Origin of the sequence: Sphingobacterium sp. NGMCC 1.201703 (assembly GCF_047784615.1) — a bacterium.
Classification (GTDB): domain Bacteria; phylum Bacteroidota; class Bacteroidia; order Sphingobacteriales; family Sphingobacteriaceae; genus Sphingobacterium.
Map to the genome: position 1 here is coordinate 84,404 of NZ_JBLOHD010000005.1, position 22,580 is coordinate 106,983.

A 22,580-nucleotide genomic window follows, 5' to 3' on the forward strand; every position below is an offset into this window, starting at 1 on the left:
TCTTGTTTTTTTCTTTTCCCCTATTGGACTATCGGTCCAGATAATTTCTTAATACGTGTGATTCACAACAACCGCACTGTACTATTTCAAATTGAATAATACGCGATGTAGCGTGGTATGCGAAAGTGCAATCTGATCTTCGGTCAATCCACCCAAAGCCTGTTCGATCGTATTGTTAGCTTGCTTCATACCTTCTTCTTTCATCTTTCTTCCGATTTTGGTCAAGTAGATCAAATTCGACCGCCTATCGTTTTTATCGTTGACACGGATCACCAGATTAAGCCGCTCCAGGTTGTTGATCAGGCGCGTGACACTGGGTTTATCCCGGAATGTCCGAATCGCCAGCTCCTGTTGGGTCAGCCCCTCCTCTACCCACAGATTGTACATAATACTCCATTGCTCTGAAGTAATACTGAGCCCCGCCTCCTTGAGATTGCGCTGCAATCTCCGCATAACAGCAATTGAATATTTTCCGGTCAGGAAATTATAAAAATACTCTTGCGATACTAAATCTTGGTCTAACATATAAATAATGGTTATGGTTGTTTACGCAACTTAAGTTGCTAATAAATATTATGCTCAAATCAAGACAAAAAAAACTAAACTTATTTTGGCTAATACTTAGCCTAAATTACGTTTTTCTACAGTTGTGTCAAACAAATTTTATCAACATGCAATAAATAGATGTTAATAAATCATCATAAGCGATTTATAGTAAACTGAATTTAAGCATAAAAAAGGAGACAAACAAAATAAATTGCTTGTCTTTATACCTAATTCTAGCGGGAATCCCCTAGAAAGAAAGTGTTATCCGATTGTAAATGAATCCGAATCTTTTAAAAATGGAAATTTCTCCCGGGCTTCCAGTAAGTCATTGGGATTTAAAGTGAAGGTATATAAATCTTCATCTTCAGGCTTATAATAAACCACATCCCCAAGAGGTGATATACACATTGATCCGCCGGAGTAATAGATGTCATTGCCGTCGTGTCCGACACGGTTTACGCCAATAACATAGGCTTGGTTCTCAATGGCACGTGCCGGGATCAGTGCTCGCCAATGTGCTGAACGCTTGTCCGGCCAGCTTGCCGTATAAACAAGGATATCGTAGGCTGCATTTTGATTTTTGGACCATACCGGGAACCGCAGGTCATAACAGATCATGGGGCATATTTTCCAGCCTTTAATATCGACCAAAATACGTTCGTTGCCTGGTTCAAAATACTCACTCTCCTTGGATAGGCCAAAAAGATGGCGTTTATCGTATTTCACATATTTGCCATCAGGAAACATCCAAAGAAAGCGGTTGTAATATTTTCCGTCCTCCGCAATAATCAAGGAGCCCGCGACCACACAGTTTAATGAACTTGCCATTTCAAACAACCATCTTGTTGTAGGGCCGTTGGCCGGTTCGGCACATTTTTCAACGTTGTTCGTGAATCCTGTATTAAACATCTCCGGCAAAATGATCAAATCGGTTTTCTCGCGTAACGATGAAAGTCGCAACGCCAGATTATTCAGATTTTTCTCAATATTTTCCCAGAATAAATATGCCTGAAATACCGTGATTTTTAAAGGATCCATGAACGTTATTTAAAATTTATTTAATTATTTAGTACAAAATAACCATTTATTGGCAAAATACGAATTTTAATAGAATTTCTCTCTACTGCTGTCTCACCAAAAGATTGTTTGCTAACAGTAGTAACGCTTCTTTACGTTCATTTGGTACATCTAAAGCATCCATTTTTTCGAATGCACGCTGTGTATATATATCCTTTAATTCGTCTGCCGATTTCCTGACCTGATACTTATCATATAAGCCAAGCATGGCTTCAACTTTTGTCGGAATCTCATCCACAGTTGCGTTTAACAAACGCTGCATCACCGGAACATCCTCCGCTGCAATGACCTCCATCAGTTTGACCAGTAGAAAAGTTTTTTTATTGATCATAATATCGCCGCCAACGATTTTGCCAAAAGTATCGGGATTACCATAAGCATCCAATATATCATCCTGCAACTGGAAAGCCAAGCCAACATTCTCCCCAAAATCATAGATCAATTGTTGCTGCGCTTCGTTCGCTCCCGAAAGAATAGCGCCAAGCTGCAATGCGCCCCCCAGAAGTACAGATGTTTTCAAACGGATCATCTCCAAATATTCGTCCATCAGCAGTGACGCACGGCTTTCATAGTCCATATCCAACTGTTGACCTTCACAGACCTCCATCGCCACTTTGCTCAGGATCCGTAGGGTTGCGGGCAGATAAACCGGATTACATTTGGATATTTCCTCATAAGCCTTGACCAATAATCCATCCCCGGAAAGAATAGCAATATTTGCATCCCATTTTTCGTGGACAGTGGTTTTTCCCCGTCGCAAAGGTGCTTTATCCATCAGGTCGTCATGTATCAAGGAAAAATTGTGAAAAAATTCCACGGCCTTTGCCGCTGGAATAATTTCGTCCATTTCTTGCATGCCGAATAACTCGGCTGCCATCAATGTTAGCACTGGTCGAACTCTCTTACCGCTCAAAGTCAATATATACCGTATGGGATCATATAAATTTGTTGGAGTTTCGGGAAATTGACTTGTCTCTATCGCCGCTATCACGAGCTGTTGTAAATGTTGCATATATCTTTACGATCGAATCATGCGAATATAGCAATAATCATATAGAAATGGCAATTTTGTACCGTTCAATGCATTCGGGTCAAAATCGTACCTTTGCATAAGTCTTTTGTTATGCGCATACTGATTATTCATACATATTATCAAACAACAGGTGGAGAAGATACTGTCTTTCAACAGGAATCTTCACTTCTCGCACAGGACCATCAGGTCAGCACCCTGACTTTTCAAAATAAAAAAGGCTGGCGGGGAGCTTTACAGACCTTGGGCTCGATCTGGAATATTTTTGCTGCAAATAGACTGAAAAAAGCAATACGCGAATTTAAACCAGATGTCGTCCATCTCCATAATACACATTATGCTGCTGGACCAATTTTGATACGCACAATCGCCAAACAAGGTATTCCGCAGGTGATGACCCTGCACAATTTTAGATTACTTTGTCCCTCGGCAACACTATATCACCATAATCACCTATTTCTGGATTCACTCCAAGAAGAATTTCCCTGGACTGCCATCAAAGAGAAAGCATTTAATGACTCCGTCATAAAAACATTTCTGCTTGCGTTTAACTACTGGTTTCACCGCAAGATAGGCACCTGGCACAAAGTCAACCGTTATATTAATTTAAGCAGTTTTGCAAAGACGATATTTGTAGATTCCACATTGAGGGTACCAGCAAATAAATTTGAAGTAAAAGCCAATTTTGTTTTTCCTTCAACTTTACCGACGGAAAGGCCAAAACCTTATTTTATCTATGTAGGCAGGCTATCCGACGAAAAAGGAATATTAAATCTGATTGAATCCCTGAAAGGCAAGGAACTGGAGCTACACATTATCGGCGGCGGTCCGCTCGAGGACGAGGTCAAAAAGCGGATAACAGATCATGCCAACATCCACTATCTAGGCTTTAAACCCCGGAGCGAGATTTTACCATTGGTTGCTGCCGCACAAGCTCTAGTCGTTCCCTCCATCTGTTTCGAGGGAATGCCGATTACTATCCTTGAGGCCTATTCGGTTGGAACGCCGGTACTCAGCTCAAACCTTGGGCCATTGCCGGAAATGATTATCCCGAATAAAACCGGCGAGACATTCGACCCGCACAATAAAGACCAGATTGCAGCCTGTCTCGCCCGGTGGAATAGTAAAACAATGGATGAAAAAGATGAGATAAGAAAGACCTGTAAGGCCTATTATTTTAGTAATTTTACTCCTGAATTAAATGAGAGCAAACTATTAGCGGTCTATAACAACGCTATCGAAGATAAAAAACTGAACAAATGAGCATTATAATAATGGATAAGCTGGGTTTGGCAGCACAAATCCAAGCTGTTTTGGAGACGATCTATGATCCCGAATTAAAGCCTGCCAACATTGTGGACCTGGGACTGGTCTATGAAATTATCACCAAGGAAGACGGCATTGCAAAGATCGTCATGACACTGACAGCTCCAGGCTGTCCCGTTGCAGGAGAGATCATGAACGAAGTACAGGAAAAAGTTGCGGGAGTCGAGGGGGTCAAAGAAGCCTTGGTCGAATTGACTTTTGATCCACCCTGGAACAAAGAAATGATGTCCGAAGAAGCAAAACTTGAGCTTGGATTCTTATAGTCATCCTTAAAAATATGCAATGCCTCCCAAAAATTAATTTGGAGGCATTTTTTATTATAATACCATTTTAGACATATCGCAACGGCGAAAGAGCAGCGCAAAAAAGATTAGAATTACCCGGCACTGTTGTTTTCCAGATCGCTCAATTTCTTCAGCGGTTTGGCTGTATTAGCATCACTTCCAAACAGCAGTTTCCATAGCTTACGGGACTCTTTGGTCAACAGGGGTGATACAATGGAAAGGATCAACACGTAAACCACGACGAACGACTGGATAACAGGCAGCAAAGCCCCAGCCTTACCGATATTGGCCATAATAATGGAGAACTCTCCACGTGCGGATAAGGTAAAGCCAATGTCAAACGATGTTTTCGGTTTCATTCCAGAAAATTTTGCCGCAAAATAGCCCGAGGCAAGATTTCCCATCACAGTGACCAAAGCTGCTATTGAAGCCCAAAAAACTGCTCCTCCCAATGACATAATATCTATCGACAGCCCGAAGCTAAAGAAGAACATTGCCCCAAAGAAGTCTTTATAAGGCAATACCATTGCTTCAATTTTTTTGATATACTGCGAATCAGCGAGTACCAATCCCGCCATCAATGCACCAATGGCCTCCGCAACATGAATGGTTTCTGAAAATCCGGCAACGATAAAAAGCAGGGCAAAAATAACCAGTATAAATAGTTCAGAAGTTTTCTCCTTCAACAAACGGTCGATGGCCGGAACCAGCTTACGACCCAAAACCAAAAATGCCAGAATAAAACCCAATGCCAACAGGGAAGTCCCGGCAACCGTCCAAAAGGAGCTGCTCCCCGTTAATATCAATCCTGATAAAAAGGAAATATGCATTGCGATAAACAGATCGTCGAACATAATCATCCCCATGATGACCTCCGTCTCCGGGTTTGCCGTCCGTTTGAGATCTGTGAGCACCTTAGCCACAATTGCCGTCGAAGAACTCGTCATAATACCACAAAGCACCATCATCTCCTTAAAAGGCATATCCATCAGCCAGCCAATCAGCAGTCCTGAAGTAAAGTTGAGCAGTACATAGATTGTTCCTCCAGTTACGATAGCTTTACCAGATTTAATAAGCCGATTGACCGAAAACTCCAGCCCCAGATAAAACAGGAGAAATAATACCCCTAGCCTGCCCATAAAATCTATAAAGGGCTTGCTTTCCGTAAATGACAGATCCACCAACCCGATCTGGGGGGCATGTTGCCCCAATACCATCCCAATAATAATGAAAAAAGGAATAACGGAAAACTTAAGCTTGTTGGCAATCAATCCAACAATAGCGACAAGTCCGACAGCGATTCCAATTTCCAGTATTAAGGTATGTGATAGCATAGATTACAGTAAAATTTCTTTTAAAAGTTTGATGTTGTTTTTCTTTCCTGCAATGACCAAGGTGGTACCCGGCGTAATCAGATAAGAAGGCCCTGGATTGATGACCGTTTCATCGTCTCTAATCCCAGCAATAATGGACGCTCCGGTACGTTGCCGAACTTCCAGTTCTCCGATTGTTTTCCCTGCTCCTTCCCATTTGCCCTCCAGCTTGTACCACTCGATACGCAAGTCATCCAAAGCGACTTCAATTGTTTCCAAGGCCTTCGGCTTATAGGACAAACCACCTATAATGCCCGCTATCTGACGGGATTCGTCATCATTGAGCGTCATTACGCAACGTGATTCATGCTCTTCGTCATCATAGCGATACAGTTCCCGCCGACCATCATCGTGGATCACAACAACCATATTGTCTCCCGCATCGGTTTCAATTTGAAATTTCTTACCAATTCCAATCAGATCGGACTCTCTTACAATAGACATAATCTTCTATTTAAATAAATACCAATAATAACAGCAAAACGCCGTTTTACTAAAAACAAATTTAACCAAAAATTTAATGTTAAACGAATCCTCCACACACGGCATCAGGATATATGAACAAGCAGATTACCCCAATATACTAAAAAAAGATCAGAAAAACGAGCTTTAAAGGTTCTATCTCAACGTAAACGAATACGATAATTTTAATACTTATTATTGATATATGCCAACATGCTGCCTTAAACCAGCCATACATAGAGGGGACTGCCTAGTTATAGGCTCTAAAACACGGTGTTGTATTTTATTACAAAAATGAATTTCTATAACGTTTTCGTAGTTCGTGCAATCGTTTGTTCAAAGATGCAAAGAAACGGCACCGCTTAATTTCTTTATACTTGCCGCCAATAAAACTAGCGAATCTAAATTACACACTATGGTCAAAAAGAGTCACCTCATTCTACTGACACCCCTAACAATTCTCTCAGTAGCAGCGCCTTTTTATGTAGCAGCGCGTCCCAATAATCCTAAGACTGCCATTGCCCAAGCTGTCCCTCAACAATCCATTTCGGGAAAAGTAGTGGACGAAACTGGAAAACCGATCAGCGGAGTTACAGTATCAGAGAAAGGCAAAACAGCAGCCACCACGACTGGACAAGATGGTAGATTTACACTGACAGTCACATCACAAAATGCCACATTGGTCTTTAATTCCATCGGATTTATTGCACAGGAATTACCAGCTTCTCAAGTCGCTGAAGTAACCTTGAAAAAATCCGAAGACATGCTGGAAGAGGTTGTCGTTGTTGGTTATGGTAAACAGAAGAAAAGCGACCTTACTGGTAGTGTTGCCACTGTGGAAGCGAAATCTTTAGATCGGATCAATTCTCCGAATATCGTGGACAAGCTCCAGGGCAAGGTTTCTGGCTTAGCCATCAATTCTGGAAATGCTAAACCAGGAGAAACCGCAGCGATCAATATACGTGGTGAAAATTCAATTTCCGCTTCCAACAGTCCATTGATAATTTTGGATGGAATCCCTTTCAGCGGATCATTGGGTGATATTGCCTCTAATACCATTGCGAGCATTTCCGTATTAAAAGATGCCTCTTCTACGGCCATCTATGGCTCACGGGCGGCAAATGGCGTCATCCTAATCACCTCCAAAAAGGGTGCTGCCGGAAAAGCACGCATCAATTACAATGGTTATTATGGATTGCAGAGTGTAGAGCGTCGTCTGAAATTGATGAATGGTCCACAATACATTCAGTTTATGCGTGACTATCAAGCCTCTAAAGGCAAAACAGGTGACCAGCTTAACCCCGAAAACTACCTTTTTGCGAATGTACTTGAACAATATAAGAAAGGTCAAGAAGTCAATTGGCAAAATGAAGTTTTTAACAGCGGGGCTCCGATTCACGAACATCAACTCAGCTTTTCTGGTGGTACTGATAAATCCGATTATTATGCATCAGTAAGTTACCTCAATCAGGATGGTGTAGTTAAAAATACACCATACGAACGCTATAATGTCAATCTAAATCTCAATCAAAGCCTAAATTCATGGCTCAAACTAGGCTTGACCATGCAGGCTACACAGGGGAACCGTGAGGGGATACAACCCAACTTAGAGAGCGTGGTAAAACTAGCGCCTTATAGCAAAAACCGGGATGAAAACGGTACAGCAGTCACCTATCCAATGTACGCACAGACATTATGGGGTCACCCTTTCGCTGACGAAAATGGTCAATGGGATGAAACTAGACGCACTGTTTATGCAAACTCTTGGTTAGATGTCAAGCTTCCGATTGAAGGACTAAGCTTCAAGTCTACGTTCGGCACAAATTACAGAAATATCAATGAAAACTCTTATTATGGTTCAAATACCCTGACGGGCCGGGGTGTGAATGGACGTGGAGAAATAAAAAATGATCATTTCTGGGATTGGACATGGGAGAATCTCCTAACTTATGACCGGAGTTTTGGTGATCATAAAATTAACGTGGTCGGACTTTATTCCTCGCAAAAGACCAATCTCAAGACATCTAAAATGACTGGCGATGATTTTGTTTCGGACGCCGGCTACAATAACATGGCTTCTGCTTCAAAAAACCTAAAAATGGAATCGAAGCTGGAGAACACCGCGATGATTTCTTATATGGGACGGATCAACTATTCATTCAAAGATCGTTACTTACTAACTTTGACAGGCCGTTCGGATGGTTATAGCGCGTTTTCTGTTGATAACAGGTATGCTTTCTTCCCCTCTGTCGCCGGGGCATGGGTCATTTCCAAAGAAGGGAGTGTGCAAGAATACTTTGATCTGCTAAAACTGCGGGTTTCGTATGGTAAAAACGGAAATCAGGCGGTATCTCCCTATCAGACCTATGATCGTTTGACGAATATAGACTACATCTATGGATTAGACCCTGTCAAAGGGCTAGTGATGAATTTCAATGGCCGTGGGAGCAATCTGACATGGGAAACTACTTCATCTTTAAATGTCGGTTTAGATTTTGGCATTCTTCAAAATCGTCTTTCGGGAACAATTGACTATTATACATCCAAGACAACAGATCTTTTACTGAGTGAACAAGTACCGGTGATGAATGGATACAATACGATTTTGAATAATATTGGTGAAACCTCCAATAAGGGATTTGAAATCACATTGAATGCTGTTAACGTCAAAAATGACAATTTCCAATGGAATACAACAGCTAATTTTGCATACAATAACAATAAGATAACCAAATTGCGTGCAGATGGTAAGGATGATTTGACAAATGCTTGGCTTATCGGTAAACCGATTCGTATTTTTTATGATTACAAAGTGATTGGGGTATGGCAGGAAGGTGAGGATATTGCGAACTCTTATCAGCCGAAAGCGAAACCAGGTGATGCGAAATTAGCTGATTTAAATAACGATGGTAAAATAGATGCGAGTGACCGCACGGTCATGGGCAACAAAATTTCACCCTACACTCTTGGTATCGGCAATGATTTTACGTACAAAAATTTCTCTCTTTCCATTTTTATGAACGGTGCTTTTGGCGGCACAAAAGTGGATGATTTTAAAAATATAGAGCGTTTTTTACCGAACAATGGAGCTAATTATCTCGCAGATATGCCCTATTGGACCCCACAGAATCCAAGTACAGACATACCTTCTCCAGGTTACACACCTGTCAACAACCATACTTATTACATCAATTCAGCCTATTGGCGGATCCGTGATCTGAGTTTAGGTTATACATTTGAAGGTGACTTTTTAAAACGTTTGAATCTTTCCTCTGTCAGAGCATTTATCAACGCCCGCAATGTCTACACATTCTCCAAGATAAAAGGATATAATGTGGAAGCATTGGGTGTCAGTTCAACAACAGGAAATCCAACGACAACAAATATTGCCTACCCCTATCCTGTTGCCCGGACAGTCTCATTGGGATTAAATGTTCAATTTTAACATCTCTACATCATGAAGAAAAAAAATACAACTTTATATGCAGTCATTGCCGGTATAAGCTTAGTCATTAGCGGTTGCAGCAAAAATTTTTTAAACGAAGACACCAGCAGTTTTCAATCGCCAGATAATACGTACATCAATACAAAAGGTTTCGAAACTGGATTGAACGGCCTTTATGCTTACGCCCGCATGGAATTCTGGACCTGGAACAACAGCATCTTCTCTCAGGGGGCGACCCCACAGGAGGCTCTACAGGTCGGAACAGACATTGTCGCGATTAAAACTACAGGAACCGATGCAACTTTGGCACCTTTTAGCAATTATAGCCTAAACCCAGCTTCGTCTTATGTACGCAATTACTGGAAGTATGCCTATGGTTTTATCGGCAATACCAATATTATCCTGGAAGCATTAACTAAAAACACAATCCAATGGACTGACAAGGAGAATGATCCAAAACGTGTGGAAGCTACAGCCCGTTTTTTCCGTGCATATAGCTATCGTTATTTGATCAACCTCTATGGCGATGTGCCTTGGGTAGACAAGGTGTCAGCAACACCACGACGCGATTTTACCCGTACAGCGAAAGCTGAAGTCTTGGCACATATGATTGACGACCTCAAATATGCTGGAGACAACCTTCCGGACAACCCTGGGACTGTACAGGAAGGGAAATTGACAAAATGGGCCGCATTGCATTACCTTGCAGAGGCTTATATCCAGGCAGGACAGCCGGACCTCGCGGCAGAAGCAGCAAATAAGGTCATTCAAAGCGGTTATTTTAAACTGAACGATCAACGCTTTGGAGCGGAGAAAGATAAAGCGGGTGATTATTTCCATGATATGTTTATCGAAAACAATCAAAATCGCTCGTCTGGCAATCAAGAAACTATATGGGCAATTCAGCTGGAATACAATACCCAGGGAGGTGGAGACAATTATACCGACTGGAGCAAACGTGCATGGGTTCCTTTTTATTCCCAACAAAAAGGTTTTGCCCTTGCCGACTCACTAGGCGGTAGGGGTCTTGGCCACGTACGCCCTTACCAATGGTGGTTGGATAGTTATGAAAAACAAGACGTAAGAAATTCACCTTACAATATCAAACGGGACTGGTATTATAATGATCCTTCCGTTCCTGAACTTTATGGCAAAAAGGTTGAGCTAACCGATGCCATAATGTCTTCTGGCAATGTATTTCCAACCATTACCAAATTTTTCTATGGGAAAACCGCAGCAAACCCGGCATTTGAAGGTAACATGAAAGATCGGGTCAAAATCCGATTGGCAGAAACTTATCTTTTATTGGCCGAGGCATACATGCGGGCGAATAAACCGGACCTAGCAAAAGATGCCATCAATATTGTGCGCGCCCGGGCCAAAGCCTCACCAATAAATACCTCGGCAATCAACGAAGATTTTATATTGGATGAACGTGCAAGAGAGCTTATGGGCGAAGAAATGCGCAGAATGACATTATCTCGTTTCGGAGCAGACGTTTTCCTACGCCGTGTACAGGCACTTAACCCACAATCTAAAGATTTGGTCAAAAAAGAATTTATTCTTTGGCCTATCCCACAGGAAGTCATTGACAGCAATACTGACGCAGCTTTCCCGCAGAATGCAGGATATTAAGCCTTACGCAAAAGCCTCATGGATCTCAACATCCATGAGGCTTTTTGATTGGTATATGATCTATTTTCAGCTGCTTTATTTTTACTTTGCCTCGATCAGTTTGTAGCTACCATCTGGACGTTGTTGGCCACGTCCAAGGGTAATCCCTTTGGAATGATAAAACAGGAAGATCCAACCCGCTGGAGCTCCCGCTTCCCAGTACACTTGCCGTAGCTCTTTGGAGCGTCTTCCGTCAAAATCGTATTTAGCGACGTAGTTATGAACAATTTCTTCTGGCTCAGGCAGTACGTCACCTCCGAAAAAATAATGCTGTCCGTTGCTACAGATATGAAAGGCCTGGTGATGTGCTGTATGTCCGCCATTATGCGAATAGCTGATCTCCGCGTTTACCTGGCCCTCACCTTCGACCAACACAAGATTTCCACTCCGTTGGACAACATCAAAAATCTCGGTACGGTATGAAGCGGAAATTCCGGAATAGGCATCCTCCCATTCTCCCCGCTGCACAATATATTCAGCCTCCGGAAATGCAATGCGAGGGGAGCCACTTTCCATACTTACCATACCACCGGCATGATCTTTATGCAAATGTGACATCAATACATATTTTACATCATCGGGTTCATAACCCAATTTGCGGATATTGTTGTGCAACTTCAGTACACCCCGGTCATCGGTATGCCCCAAGCCGGTATCACAGAGCACAATACCTGAGGCAGTTTTAATCAAAAAAGGATGGACATGGATAAACATGGATCCCGGGCGATCTTTTGGGTCATCTACAGAAGGATCAAAAGGAACAAATTTTCTACTTTTATCAACGGAAAAAGAACCTTCATATAAAGAATATGCCTGTACCATATTTAAAACATTGGGAATATGCACGTTAAGCAACGGGTGGTCAATACCGGGTTTAGGAATTAGGTAAGTCCAGCCTTAAAACGTATATTTACACTTAAAATATTGTGCAAAGATATGCAAAAAAGGTGGGTACTAAAATCTAAAACTGATGTCAAAATAACCAACAAACTGCGCGAGGAATTAAACATCAACGCTGTGTTAGCAGAGTTGCTCGTCAACAGGGGAATTGGAAGTTTTGACGAAGCCAAACAGTTTTTTAGACCACAATTGTCCGATTTGCACGATCCTTTTTTGATGAAGGATATGGAAAAGGCCATCGCCAGAATCATTCAGGCTATCGGCAACAAAGAAAAGATCCTGATCTATGGGGATTACGATGTGGATGGTACCACCGCCGTCGCTGTAGTGTATAGCTTTTTCCGAGAATTTCATAGTCAATTGGAATTTTATATTCCCGACCGTTACGCAGAAGGCTATGGCATATCCACCCAGGGCATTGATTACGCCGCTGCCAATGGTTTTTCTTTAATTATCGCTTTGGACTGTGGGATTAAGGCTATTGATAAAATCGACTATGCCAACACAAAGGGGATAGACTTTATCATTGGCGACCACCATCTCCCGGGTGAAGAACTTCCAAAGGCTTTTGCCGTATTAGATCCAAAACGTGCAGATTGTGATTATCCCTATAAGGAACTTTCGGGTTGTGGCATTGGCTTTAAGATCATCCAGGCTTTCATTCTGACCAACGGCATGGATATCAATGCCTGTTATCAGTATTTAGACCTGGTTGCCGTCAGTATTGCGTCAGATATCGTTCCAATCACCGGTGAAAATAGGATCTTAAGCCATTTCGGACTGATCAAGCTCAACTCTAATCCCTGTGTGGGATTAAAAGCCTTAATTGACTTATCGAACAATAGAACAAAGATCTTTACGGTCAATGATATTGTCTTCCAGATCGGCCCACGTATCAACGCTGCTGGCCGCATTGACCATGCCAAGGATGCTGTCAAATTATTAATTTCAAAATCCTTACAGGAAGCAAAAGACTTTAGTTCGAGCATTGATGACCAAAACAATGTCCGCAAGGATTTTGACCTCAAAATAACCGAAGAGGCGCTGGCACTGATTGAGGACAACGTAGTTCTCAAGAGCCGGAAATCTACGGTATTATACAAATCCGATTGGCATAAGGGTGTCATTGGTATTGTCGCTTCCCGATTGACCGAAAAATATTACCGTCCCACAATTATATTGACAGAAACAAATGGTCATATCGCGGGTTCCTGCCGATCGGTGATCGGATTTGATTTGTATGAAGCACTGAGCGAATGCGCTGACCTGCTCGAGCAGTTTGGAGGGCACAAATATGCTGCCGGACTGACGATGTCACTGGACAATGTCAGTCTGTTTCAGGATCGCTTTGAAGAAGTTGTCGCCCGACGGATTAGCCCCGAGATGCTGACGCAGGAAATTCAGATCGATGCTAAGCTTCATCTGAAAGATATAGACGCCAAGTTTTTCCGTATACTTCAACAATTTGAACCTTTCGGCCCGCAAAATGAATCACCAATTTTCCTGAGCAAAAAGGTGCGTTCAGTGGGTCCGGCTTTCCCGGTAGGTACAAATCATTTAAAAATGACCATTGTCCAGGAAGATTCCGCATCTTTTGATTGCATCGGTTTTGGATTAGCGGAACATATTGACCATATCAATTCAGGACAGAGTTTCGATATCTGTTATAGCATCGAAGAGAACGTGTGGCGCAATAAAAGAAACTTGCAGCTAAATATCAAAGGAATCCAATATTAGTTTTTTTAATCTGGATAATGCATATGAGAGATTCTTAAAATAGCTGCACTCTTCAGATCTAAATACTAACATCTAAATACTTAATTCTAAAAAGATATTAAATATATTTACCATAGATTTGTACGAAAATGTTCCAACAGCAATTCACTTATCAGAGTCAGTGTGAGCTATTTTTTGATAGCTGAAAGGGGATAGATGCTCAAGGAAAGAACAATATAGCGAAAAGATAAATCAAGAAGATGATTTTAAAGGCAGAACATCTCATAAAAAAATATAAGCAACGTACAGTTGTCAACAACGTTTCCTTTCATGTGGAGCAAGGAGAAATTGTCGGATTATTGGGGCCAAATGGAGCCGGAAAGACAACATCATTCTATATGATTGTTGGACTGATCAAACCCAATGAGGGCAAAGTATTCCTGGATGACCAGGAGATCACACAGGACGCGATGTACCAGCGTGCGCAACGCGGAATAGGCTATTTGGCTCAGGAGGCATCTGTCTTCCGAAAATTATCTGTGGAAAATAATATCCTTGCAGTATTGGAGATCCATTACCCCAACAAAGAAGAACGCATGGCCAAGCTGGAAGAACTGTTATCCGAATTCAGCCTGCACCGCGTCCGTAAAAATAGAGGTGACCTTTTGTCCGGGGGTGAGCGCCGCCGTACGGAAATCGCCAGGGCCCTAGCGGCAAATCCATCGTTTATCTTATTGGATGAGCCCTTTGCGGGGGTTGACCCGATTGCCGTAGAGGAAATACAGACGATCGTTGCGAAACTCAAAACACGTAATATTGGTATCCTCATCACCGACCACAACGTACAGGAAACCTTGTCCATTACGGACAGAGCTTATCTTTTGACCGAAGGAAAGATTATGCTTACGGGCACACCGGAAGAAATTGCCGATAATGAGCTGGCACGTAAATTCTACCTCGGTCGTCATTTTGAATTAAGAAGGAAAAAATTTTAAAGCATAACGAATACTCTCTATGGCCCTATTAAACTCCATTTTTACTTGGTTCATGAAAAAAAGGATTCATCAGATCGAGCTTTTCATGAAATATCCCCACGATGTACAAGAAGAATGGTTCCAGAGTTTAATTTCCACAGCCGAGGCTACGGAATGGGGAAAGAAATACGATTATACCAGTATACTTACACCCGAAATCTTCAAAGAGCGTGTACCTATACAGGACTATGAAGATATTAAAGGTTACGTCGACCGAATGATCAAGGGGGAGCAGAATATTTTGTGGCCTTCGGACATCAAATGGTTTGCAAAATCTTCTGGAACAACTTCTGACCGCAGCAAATTTATACCGGTGAGTGAGGAGGCCTTGGAAGAATGCCACTTTCAAGGCGGCAAGGATATGTTGACAATATATTGCCACAATAGGCCTGAAAACCGCGTTTTTACAGGAAAATCTGTTGTCATTGGCGGTTCCTCGCAGATCAACAACTTTAGTCCGGACTCCTATTATGGCGATTTATCTTCAATCTTGATCCGCAATCTTCCTTTTTGGGCGGAATTCAAACGGACTCCCAATATGGAGGTCACTTTAAATCCGAATTTTGAAGAGAAAATAGAGCAAATCGCACAGATCACCATCAAAGAAAATGTCACCAGCCTGGCCGGTGTACCCACCTGGAATATCGTGATGGCCAAACGTATATTGGAAATCACGGGTAAGGACAATCTCCTGGAAGTATGGCCAAATCTGGAGTTTTATGGTCATGGTGGCGTGAGCTTTAAACCCTACCGCGAGCAGTTCCATAAGCTGATTCCTTCGGATAGGATGTACTATCTGGAAAACTATAACGCCTCTGAAGGGTATTTTGGTTTACAGGATGAATCGGATTCTGAAGATCTCCTGCTCATGTTGGATTATGGGATCTATTACGAATTCCTGCCCACGGAACGTATGCATGAGGAAAACCCGACTACGCTACGTTTGGATGAGGTAGAAATCGGCAAGAATTATGCTTTGATCATCTCTACGAATGCTGGCCTATGGCGCTATAAAATAGGTGATACGATCAAATTCACCTCCCTATCCCCCTATCGTTTTCAGATATCCGGACGTACAAAACAATTTATCAATACATTTGGTGAAGAAGTAATCGTTGACAATGCCGAACAAGCATTGGCCGAAGCAAGCAAATTAACACATGCACGTATAAAAGATTATACTGCAGGTCCGGTATATTTTAAAGATGCCGAAGCTGGAGCACACGAATGGGTCATTGAATTTGAACAGCAACCCAATGATTTTAAGCGTTTTTGTGAAATATTAGATGCTAAGCTGCGGGAAATCAATTCGGATTACGATGCAAAACGATTTAAGAACATGGCACTGCGACCGCCGATCGTTCATAATGCACCGACAGATACTTTTTATAAGTGGATGAAATCTAGAGGCAAATTAGGTGGACAGAATAAGGTTCCTCGGTTGAGCAATAACAGAGAATATCTGGATCCACTTCTAAGGATTTTGGAGAGCTGACTGGAAGCTCATACTTTGGGAGATTAGCCAGGATTTCACAATACCATCCTGGCTAATCTCTTTTTGTTTTAGGGTTTGATTGCAGTTTTATACAAAAACACAAAAAAACCAAGGATAAAATTCACAGAAATACCTTTCTTTTGAATTTCAACATCCCGCTGTAACAATTCGCGAGTTTCACCCGATGTTACTTCATTGCTTTTGTTAAGACGGTGAGTCAATTCCATACTAAGTTTATTTTATGATAAGTGATTTTATAGCGTTAGCGATCCTTTGCCCATCTATGATCGCAGTCTTTATTGCCAAACTTTATGCCATAAATAAAGAAACAGCGTTAATTAATATAAAATTAATACATTTAATCAACAGCAGCCCTCTTTTGGAAATTCCCCCCATTTATTTTTCAATTTCATAGCAGAAGTGTAGTAAATTGGAGAATGACTGTCCGAAATAAAAGGCATTTTTCTGAACGGGAAATTATCATAGCAAAGTGCGTTTTATATTTCAATTTTTCCTAACTTAGCCTAAGTAATATAAAAAATAAGATGAACGCGACAGAGAACTATTCAATTCGCGTAGAGCCAACTCAAAATTCAAGACTCTCGCAAGTAGATTTCGACAATCTAAAATTCGGAAAGATATTATCCGACCACATGCTGGTCGCAGACTATGATGATGGTGAATGGAAAGATGTCAGCATCGTCCCTTACGGAGATATCAGCATCAGTCCTTCGATGTCTGCTTTACATTATGGTCAAGCAATCTTTGAAGGCATTAAGGCCTATAAATTTGCCGATGGTACAGTGAGTATCTTTCGTCCCGATAGAAACTGGGAGAGATTTAACAAATCTGCAGCTCGTCTACAGATGCCAGAGGTTCCTGAGGAAATTTTTATGGATGGTCTAAACAAACTATTGGATATTGACCGCAATTGGGTTCCGGCTAAAGAAGGTTCTTCTTTATACATACGTCCATTTATGTTTGGTACTGAAGGTGCCTTAGGTGTGCATCCGTCCAAATCATACAAATTTATCATTATCACTGGCCCGGTAGGTGCTTACTATAGTAAACCAATCAGTTTAAAAGTTGAAACTTACTATACCCGTGCAGCTGAAGGTGGTGTTGGTTTCTCGAAAAATGCGGGTAATTATGCACTATCGCTTTATCCAACGCAATTGGCTAACGATGAAGGCTACGATCAAATCATGTGGACGGACGCCGCTGAGCACAAGTATATCGAAGAAGCTGGTACCGCAAACTTAATTTTCCGTATCGGTGATACCATCATTACGCCTCACGGTGATACTATCTTACATGGTGTAACCCGTCGCACAATTATGGAATTGGCGGAGAAATGGGGTTATAAAACCGAACAACGTAAGGTATCCGTACAGGAGCTTATCGATGGTATCAAAGCAGGAACAGTGACTGAAGCATTTGCTGCGGGAACAGCTGCAACGATTACACACATTAGCCGCATTGGATTTGAAGGACAAGATTATAACCTGCCGCCAGTAGAAGGCCGCGAGTTCTCCAATAAAGTATTAAATTATCTGAATGAATTACGCTACGGCAAAGTAGATGATCCATTTGGATGGAACTACCTGGTAAAATAATCAGGTCATCCGTTATAAAAAAAGGCAGTTGGTGATTACCAACTGCCTTTTTTTACGCTTGTTTGTCTTTTATTGACTCATTTTTTCGTTAAGGGATCAGCGCACAATCCCATCCCAGTTTATTGACTTTAAGTCCTTTGATAGATTGTCATTAGATACAACTAGCTCTTTTCCTTGTCATCAGCTAGCTTGCTGTTTATAAATTCAATAATTGCTGCAGTCTCAGTAGGTTGAAACCAACAGGTCTCTCCATATTTTTTAAACCAGGTAATCTGCCGCTTTGCGTAGCGTCTTGAATTTTGCTTGATCTTATCCACGGCTTCTTCCAACGTGATATTTCCGTCAAGGTAGTCGAACAACTCCGCATACCCTACCGTCAACAAAGCCGGTTTACTCCTAAAAGGAGCCAATGACTTTACTTCGGCCAGCAATCCTGTTTCCATCATCCGGTCTACCCGAAGATTGATCCGGGCATACAATTGGGAACGATCCATATTTAAGCCTATTGTCAGGATATCAAATGGTCTTTTCTCCATGTCTTTTTTATGATAGAATGACATGGGTTTGCCTGTTGCCTCAAATACTTCCAAAGCACGAACCACCCGCTGTGGGTTATCTACATCGGCGATTTGATAATAGGCCGGATCAATTGTTTTTAACCGCTCCTTCATCTGTTCAAGTCCCAATTGGATCATTTCGTTGTTGAGCCTTTCACGGACCTCATCCCCTGCTTTCGGAAGGTCATCCAGTCCCTCACAGAGTGCACGCACAAAAAGCCCAGACCCGCCAACCATGACAACCACATCATGCTGCTTGAAAAGTTCGTCCAACTTGAGCAAAGCCTCCCGTTCAAAATCCCCCGCGGAATAATCTTGGGTAATGGAATGTGAATTTATAAAATGGTGCGGAGCGCTAGCCAGCTCTTCCGGATCTGGCTTTGCTGTACCAATGCTCATCTCCCGATAGAACTGCCGTGAATCGGCAGAAATAATTTCGGTATTGAAATATTGAGCCAATGAAATAGCCATTGCAGTTTTTCCAACAGCAGTCGGACCTACAATGGCTATCAGTGTTTTCTTTTTTGCCATAATATCTGCTTCAAATGCGCAAAGATGCATTGAAAGCATTTTCAATTAATATTCGTCTTCGTAGCCGTTGGATCCTTCACGTTCTTCTTCGCCTTCACCCTCCTCATCTTCGTCTTCACTGTCAAAGCCATCTAATTCGTCCTCGTCATCAACACCATATTGCGTGTCGTCTTCTTCAACATATTCATCTTCTTCGACTGAATCGGACACAGGGAAATTAGCAGCTGTCATTGTTTTAGGTACTTGACCAACAGATTTGAACAATGCCGGATATTCCTTGCCCGCTTCTTCCTTTAGGATCTTGATCAGTTCAACCTGAAAATCATAAGGACGGTCAAAATTATAGATATAATAAAACTTTTGGTGCGGATCATCGATAAACTTACTCAGGCGAATATTCTCCATTAACAGGACCTCTGCATCTCTTTTTCGCTGTATTGGCTTAAAAGCAATTTCTGTTCCTTTTTTCCATTGGTCATTGCTCACGTAAAAAGAGGAAGAAGCATCCGCCGCATAACCTGTCGTTTTATGGATTTCCTCGTGCATGTCTAAAAATGTACTTTTGGAAGGCATATCTATTTCACGATATACATCTTCATAATCTTCAAAAGTAACTCTAAATCTATAAATTGCCATCTTCTATGTATTCTTCTTTTTAGCAGTTTAAAATTAATACTATATTTTAAGAATTGGAAATTTCCAACGGGATTTCTTGTTTGACCGCCAAGCCCATGTCTCCAGCTTTTTTTACCAGATATTGATAAGCTTCGATCCTGGAATTTGGAATTTCACCTTCCAAAATAGCTTCACGGATCAGATTTTTCAACTGCCCGACAACACGCCCCGGTGTTAATCCAAAAAGCGTCATAATATCTTCGCCGCTGATCGGTGGCTGCCAGTTTCGGATCTTGTCACGTTCTTCCACATCTTTTAGTTTCTGTTTGACAAGTTCAAAATTCTGGCGGTACTTTTTCTTTTTAAACTCATTCTTCGTTGTCACATCGGCATGACATAACATCATCAGGGCATCAATGTCATCACCTGCTTCAAACAACAAACGTCTGACAGCGGAGTCCGTCACAATATCCTGTGCCAGAACTATCGGACGAAGGTGCAGTTGCACAAGTTTCTGTACAAATTTCATCTTCTCATTCAGCGGCAGTTTCAATTCGGCAAAAAGCTTCGGCACCATCCGTGCCCCACGGTCTTCATGCCCGTGAAATGTCCAGCCTATCTTCTTATCAAAACGTTTTGTCGCCGGTTTGGCAATATCATGCATAATAGCGGCCCAGCGCAACCAGAGGTCATCCGACAGTTCGCACACATTATCCAACACTTCCAGCGTATGGTAGAAATTATCTTTGTGCCCCTTTCCATCAATAATGTCCACGCCATGCAAGTTGTACATGGCAGGGAAAATCAGTTCCAATAAACCTGTATCAAAAAGATATTTAAAACCTAGCGAGGGTTTCGGTGAAAGAATGATTTTATTGATTTCATCGATAATCCGTTCTTTCGAAATGATTTTGATTCGGTCTTTTGTTTCTGTTATCGCTTTAATGGCCTCAATATCAATCTTAAAATTTAGTTGGGTTGCAAAACGGATCGCACGCATCATACGTAAGGGATCATCCGAGAAAGTTTCTATTGGATCGAGCGGTGTTCGGATAATACGATGTTCAAGATCAGTTACGCCATCAAATGGATCTACCAGAGCACCATAGTCTGTCTTATTCAATGAAAAAGCCATGGCATTGATGGTAAAATCACGACGGTTTTGATCATCGGTCAAGGTACCATCTTCTACAATCGGTTTTCGCGAACTGGCGCGGTAAGATTCCCGCCGAGCACCCACAAACTCTACATTCAAGCCCTCAAACACGAGCATTGCTGTTCCAAAATTTTTGTAGACAGCAACTTTGGTATGTAGTCTTTCACCCAACAAGGCCGCAAATTCAATACCGCTTCCCACAACAACAATATCTACATCATTCTTAAACGGACGCTTCATTATATAATCGCGTACATACCCACCAATGACATAACACTCGGTATTTGTCTGCTCGGCGAGCTCTTTGATAATAGAAAATATTGGATGTTGTAAATTATCGCACATAGTTAGAACAGCGGGGTAAAAAACCAAACAGTTTGCAAAAGTAATACTTTTTTTAGTAATAAGTATTGAGATATTAGAATTGGGAGCGTGGCCGTACTAGCTGTATGCAGATAAGATGCACTTTACCTTGTCACTCAGGATTCATTATAACCCTTAATAACAGATATGATTCTCGTCATCTCTAACTTGACCTATATAAGGCTATACATTAAAAAACGGCAATTATTGCTCTCCCTAATCCCGATCTTTGGACAATTTGCGGAAGGCCAATGGATTTTTTAATAGCTCAGCTTGTTCCCGGCGGCGTTTTACAATATGGACAGCAGTAAAAATTGCTTCGACAAATGATCCTGGCGAGGCTATATTTTTACCGGCTATATCGTAACCGGTACCATGATCCGGTGAAGTACGCACGATAGGTAGTCCTGCAGTATAATTTACTCCGCCACCTTTGGCTATATGTTTAAATGGAATCAACCCTTGATCGTGATACATGGCCAATACTGCGTCAAATTTTTCATAAGCTCCTTTGGCAAAAAAACCGTCAGCTGGATAGGGACCAAAACAGAAAATACCCTGCTCATTTGCTTTTTCTATTGTTGGTCGAATAATCTGGTCGTCTTCAGTACCGATAATTCCGTGATCTCCAGCATGTGGGTTTAGGCCTAAAACCGCTATTTTGGGTTTCTCCACCCAAAAATCCTTTTTTAGAGACTCGTTCATGAGAGCCAGTTTTTTCAGTATCGCCTCTTCAGTGATATTTGCAGCTACTTCATGTAGAGGAATATGTCCTGTCACCACACCAATGCGCAGCTCGTCACAGACCATAAACATCAGCACGTCATCAGCTTCAACTTTGGCCTGTAAATATTCGGTATGACCAGGAAACTGAAATCCTTCCTGCTGAATATTATGCTTATTGATCGGGGCAGTTACCAGCGCATCAATTTTACCGGCTTTCAAATCATCAATCGCCCGCTCTAGAGACAAAAAAGCATATTTTCCGCCAATTTCGTTCTCCTCGCCCAAAGAAATCTTGACATCTTCCTGCCAGCAGTTGATCATATTCGCCCTTTTTGGATGGGCTTGTTCAGCATCATTGATGACATTGAAACTAAAATCGTTTATTCCTATCGCTTTTCGGTGAAACGAGGCAACTTTTGTATTTCCATAAACAATTGGCGTAAAAAAATCACACATACGTTGATCTACCAATGATTTAATAATTACTTCAAGTCCAATGCCGTTAATATCCCCTACGGTAATTCCGATTTTTAGTTTATCACTCATCCTTTTTAAATGCTTTGAATCAAAAATAGGGATTTTTTTTTAGTATTGAGCAGTTAGATCTGAGTATTGAGATTTTGGTCCGACAAGCCCATGGCTTACAAACTGTCT

At 41.7% G+C, this 22,580-nt stretch carries 19 protein-coding genes; 8 read left to right on the forward strand and 11 right to left on the reverse strand.

The annotated features are described in order from the left end of the window. Positions 1-81: 81 nt before the first annotated feature. From ACK8HY_RS11405 to ACK8HY_RS11415, 3 genes are all read right to left on the reverse strand, one after another. A complete protein-coding gene (locus ACK8HY_RS11405; RefSeq protein ID WP_077438832.1) occupies positions 82-525 on the reverse strand; it encodes a MarR family winged helix-turn-helix transcriptional regulator in 444 nt (147 codons plus the stop codon). A gap of 282 nt (positions 526-807) precedes the next feature. After that, positions 808-1,584, reverse strand: coding sequence for an amidohydrolase (locus tag ACK8HY_RS11410; RefSeq protein ID WP_077438831.1), 777 nt, complete (start codon positions 1,582-1,584; stop codon positions 808-810). A gap of 82 nt (positions 1,585-1,666) precedes the next feature. Continuing rightward, a complete protein-coding gene (locus ACK8HY_RS11415) occupies positions 1,667-2,635 on the reverse strand; it encodes a polyprenyl synthetase family protein (protein WP_416133697.1) in 969 nt (322 codons plus the stop codon). A gap of 111 nt (positions 2,636-2,746) precedes the next feature. Here ACK8HY_RS11415 and ACK8HY_RS11420 point away from each other — a divergent pair, with 111 nt between their 5' ends. Continuing rightward, a complete protein-coding gene (locus tag ACK8HY_RS11420; RefSeq protein WP_416133698.1) occupies positions 2,747-3,916 on the forward strand; it encodes a glycosyltransferase in 1,170 nt (389 codons plus the stop codon). Positions 3,917-3,927: 11 nt separating this feature from the next. Beyond that, entirely contained in the window at positions 3,928-4,242 is a 315-nt protein-coding gene (locus tag ACK8HY_RS11425; protein ID WP_416133910.1) for an iron-sulfur cluster assembly protein, read from the forward strand. Between the two features lie 113 nt (positions 4,243-4,355). On the opposite strand, the gene ACK8HY_RS11430 is transcribed toward ACK8HY_RS11425, so the two are convergent. Then, positions 4,356-5,597, reverse strand: a complete 1,242-nt coding sequence (locus tag ACK8HY_RS11430) for a cation:proton antiporter (RefSeq protein ID WP_077438827.1) — start codon at positions 5,595-5,597, stop codon at positions 4,356-4,358. A 3-nt stretch (positions 5,598-5,600) separates the two neighbouring features. After that, positions 5,601-6,080: a cation:proton antiporter regulatory subunit gene (locus ACK8HY_RS11435; protein WP_077438826.1), complete on the reverse strand. Its 480-nt coding sequence runs from the start codon at positions 6,078-6,080 to the stop codon at positions 5,601-5,603. Positions 6,081-6,513: 433 nt separating this feature from the next. Here ACK8HY_RS11435 and ACK8HY_RS11440 point away from each other — a divergent pair, with 433 nt between their 5' ends. Then, positions 6,514-9,543, forward strand: coding sequence for a SusC/RagA family TonB-linked outer membrane protein (locus ACK8HY_RS11440; protein WP_416133699.1), 3,030 nt, complete (start codon positions 6,514-6,516; stop codon positions 9,541-9,543). 12 nt (positions 9,544-9,555) lie between these two features. After that, on the forward strand, positions 9,556-11,178 hold the full coding sequence (locus tag ACK8HY_RS11445) for a RagB/SusD family nutrient uptake outer membrane protein (RefSeq protein ID WP_416133700.1): 1,623 nt from the start codon (positions 9,556-9,558) through the stop codon (positions 11,176-11,178). Positions 11,179-11,259: 81 nt separating this feature from the next. Here the strand turns inward: ACK8HY_RS11445 and ACK8HY_RS11450 are convergent, their stop codons facing one another. Next, a complete protein-coding gene (locus ACK8HY_RS11450) occupies positions 11,260-12,039 on the reverse strand; it encodes an MBL fold metallo-hydrolase (protein WP_416133701.1) in 780 nt (259 codons plus the stop codon). 114 nt (positions 12,040-12,153) lie between these two features. Here ACK8HY_RS11450 and recJ point away from each other — a divergent pair, with 114 nt between their 5' ends. The 3 genes from recJ (at position 12,154) to ACK8HY_RS11465 (ending at position 16,362) form a co-directional block, all read left to right on the forward strand. Continuing rightward, positions 12,154-13,854, forward strand: coding sequence for a single-stranded-DNA-specific exonuclease RecJ (recJ, locus tag ACK8HY_RS11455; protein WP_416133702.1), 1,701 nt, complete (start codon positions 12,154-12,156; stop codon positions 13,852-13,854). Positions 13,855-14,093: 239 nt separating this feature from the next. Next, the gene (lptB, locus tag ACK8HY_RS11460; RefSeq protein ID WP_104383903.1) at positions 14,094-14,828 is read left to right on the forward strand and encodes an LPS export ABC transporter ATP-binding protein; all 735 of its coding nucleotides are present in this window, start codon (positions 14,094-14,096) and stop codon (positions 14,826-14,828) included. A gap of 19 nt (positions 14,829-14,847) precedes the next feature. Beyond that, on the forward strand, positions 14,848-16,362 hold the full coding sequence (locus tag ACK8HY_RS11465; protein ID WP_416133703.1) for a GH3 auxin-responsive promoter family protein: 1,515 nt from the start codon (positions 14,848-14,850) through the stop codon (positions 16,360-16,362). Positions 16,363-16,430: 68 nt separating this feature from the next. On the opposite strand, the gene ACK8HY_RS11470 is transcribed toward ACK8HY_RS11465, so the two are convergent. Further along, the gene (locus ACK8HY_RS11470) at positions 16,431-16,589 is read right to left on the reverse strand and encodes a hypothetical protein (protein ID WP_167457296.1); all 159 of its coding nucleotides are present in this window, start codon (positions 16,587-16,589) and stop codon (positions 16,431-16,433) included. Positions 16,590-16,907: 318 nt separating this feature from the next. Between ACK8HY_RS11470 and ACK8HY_RS11475 the strand changes: the two genes are divergently transcribed. Further along, on the forward strand, positions 16,908-17,978 hold the full coding sequence (locus ACK8HY_RS11475) for a branched-chain amino acid aminotransferase (protein ID WP_077438819.1): 1,071 nt from the start codon (positions 16,908-16,910) through the stop codon (positions 17,976-17,978). A gap of 161 nt (positions 17,979-18,139) precedes the next feature. Here the strand turns inward: ACK8HY_RS11475 and miaA are convergent, their stop codons facing one another. The 4 genes from miaA to pdxA form a co-directional block, all read right to left on the reverse strand. Beyond that, positions 18,140-19,066 carry a tRNA (adenosine(37)-N6)-dimethylallyltransferase MiaA gene (gene miaA / locus ACK8HY_RS11480; RefSeq protein WP_416133704.1) on the reverse strand — a complete coding sequence of 309 codons (927 nt, stop codon included), beginning with the start codon at positions 19,064-19,066 and terminating at the stop codon, positions 18,140-18,142. A gap of 45 nt (positions 19,067-19,111) precedes the next feature. After that, positions 19,112-19,702, reverse strand: a complete 591-nt coding sequence (locus ACK8HY_RS11485; protein WP_077438818.1) for an IS1096 element passenger TnpR family protein — start codon at positions 19,700-19,702, stop codon at positions 19,112-19,114. Between the two features lie 46 nt (positions 19,703-19,748). Next, complete coding sequence (locus ACK8HY_RS11490; protein ID WP_416133705.1) at positions 19,749-21,182, reverse strand: CCA tRNA nucleotidyltransferase; 1,434 nt, start codon at positions 21,180-21,182, stop codon at positions 19,749-19,751. 234 nt (positions 21,183-21,416) lie between these two features. Next, complete coding sequence (pdxA, locus tag ACK8HY_RS11495; protein ID WP_077438816.1) at positions 21,417-22,472, reverse strand: 4-hydroxythreonine-4-phosphate dehydrogenase PdxA; 1,056 nt, start codon at positions 22,470-22,472, stop codon at positions 21,417-21,419. Positions 22,473-22,580: the final 108 nt, after the last annotated feature.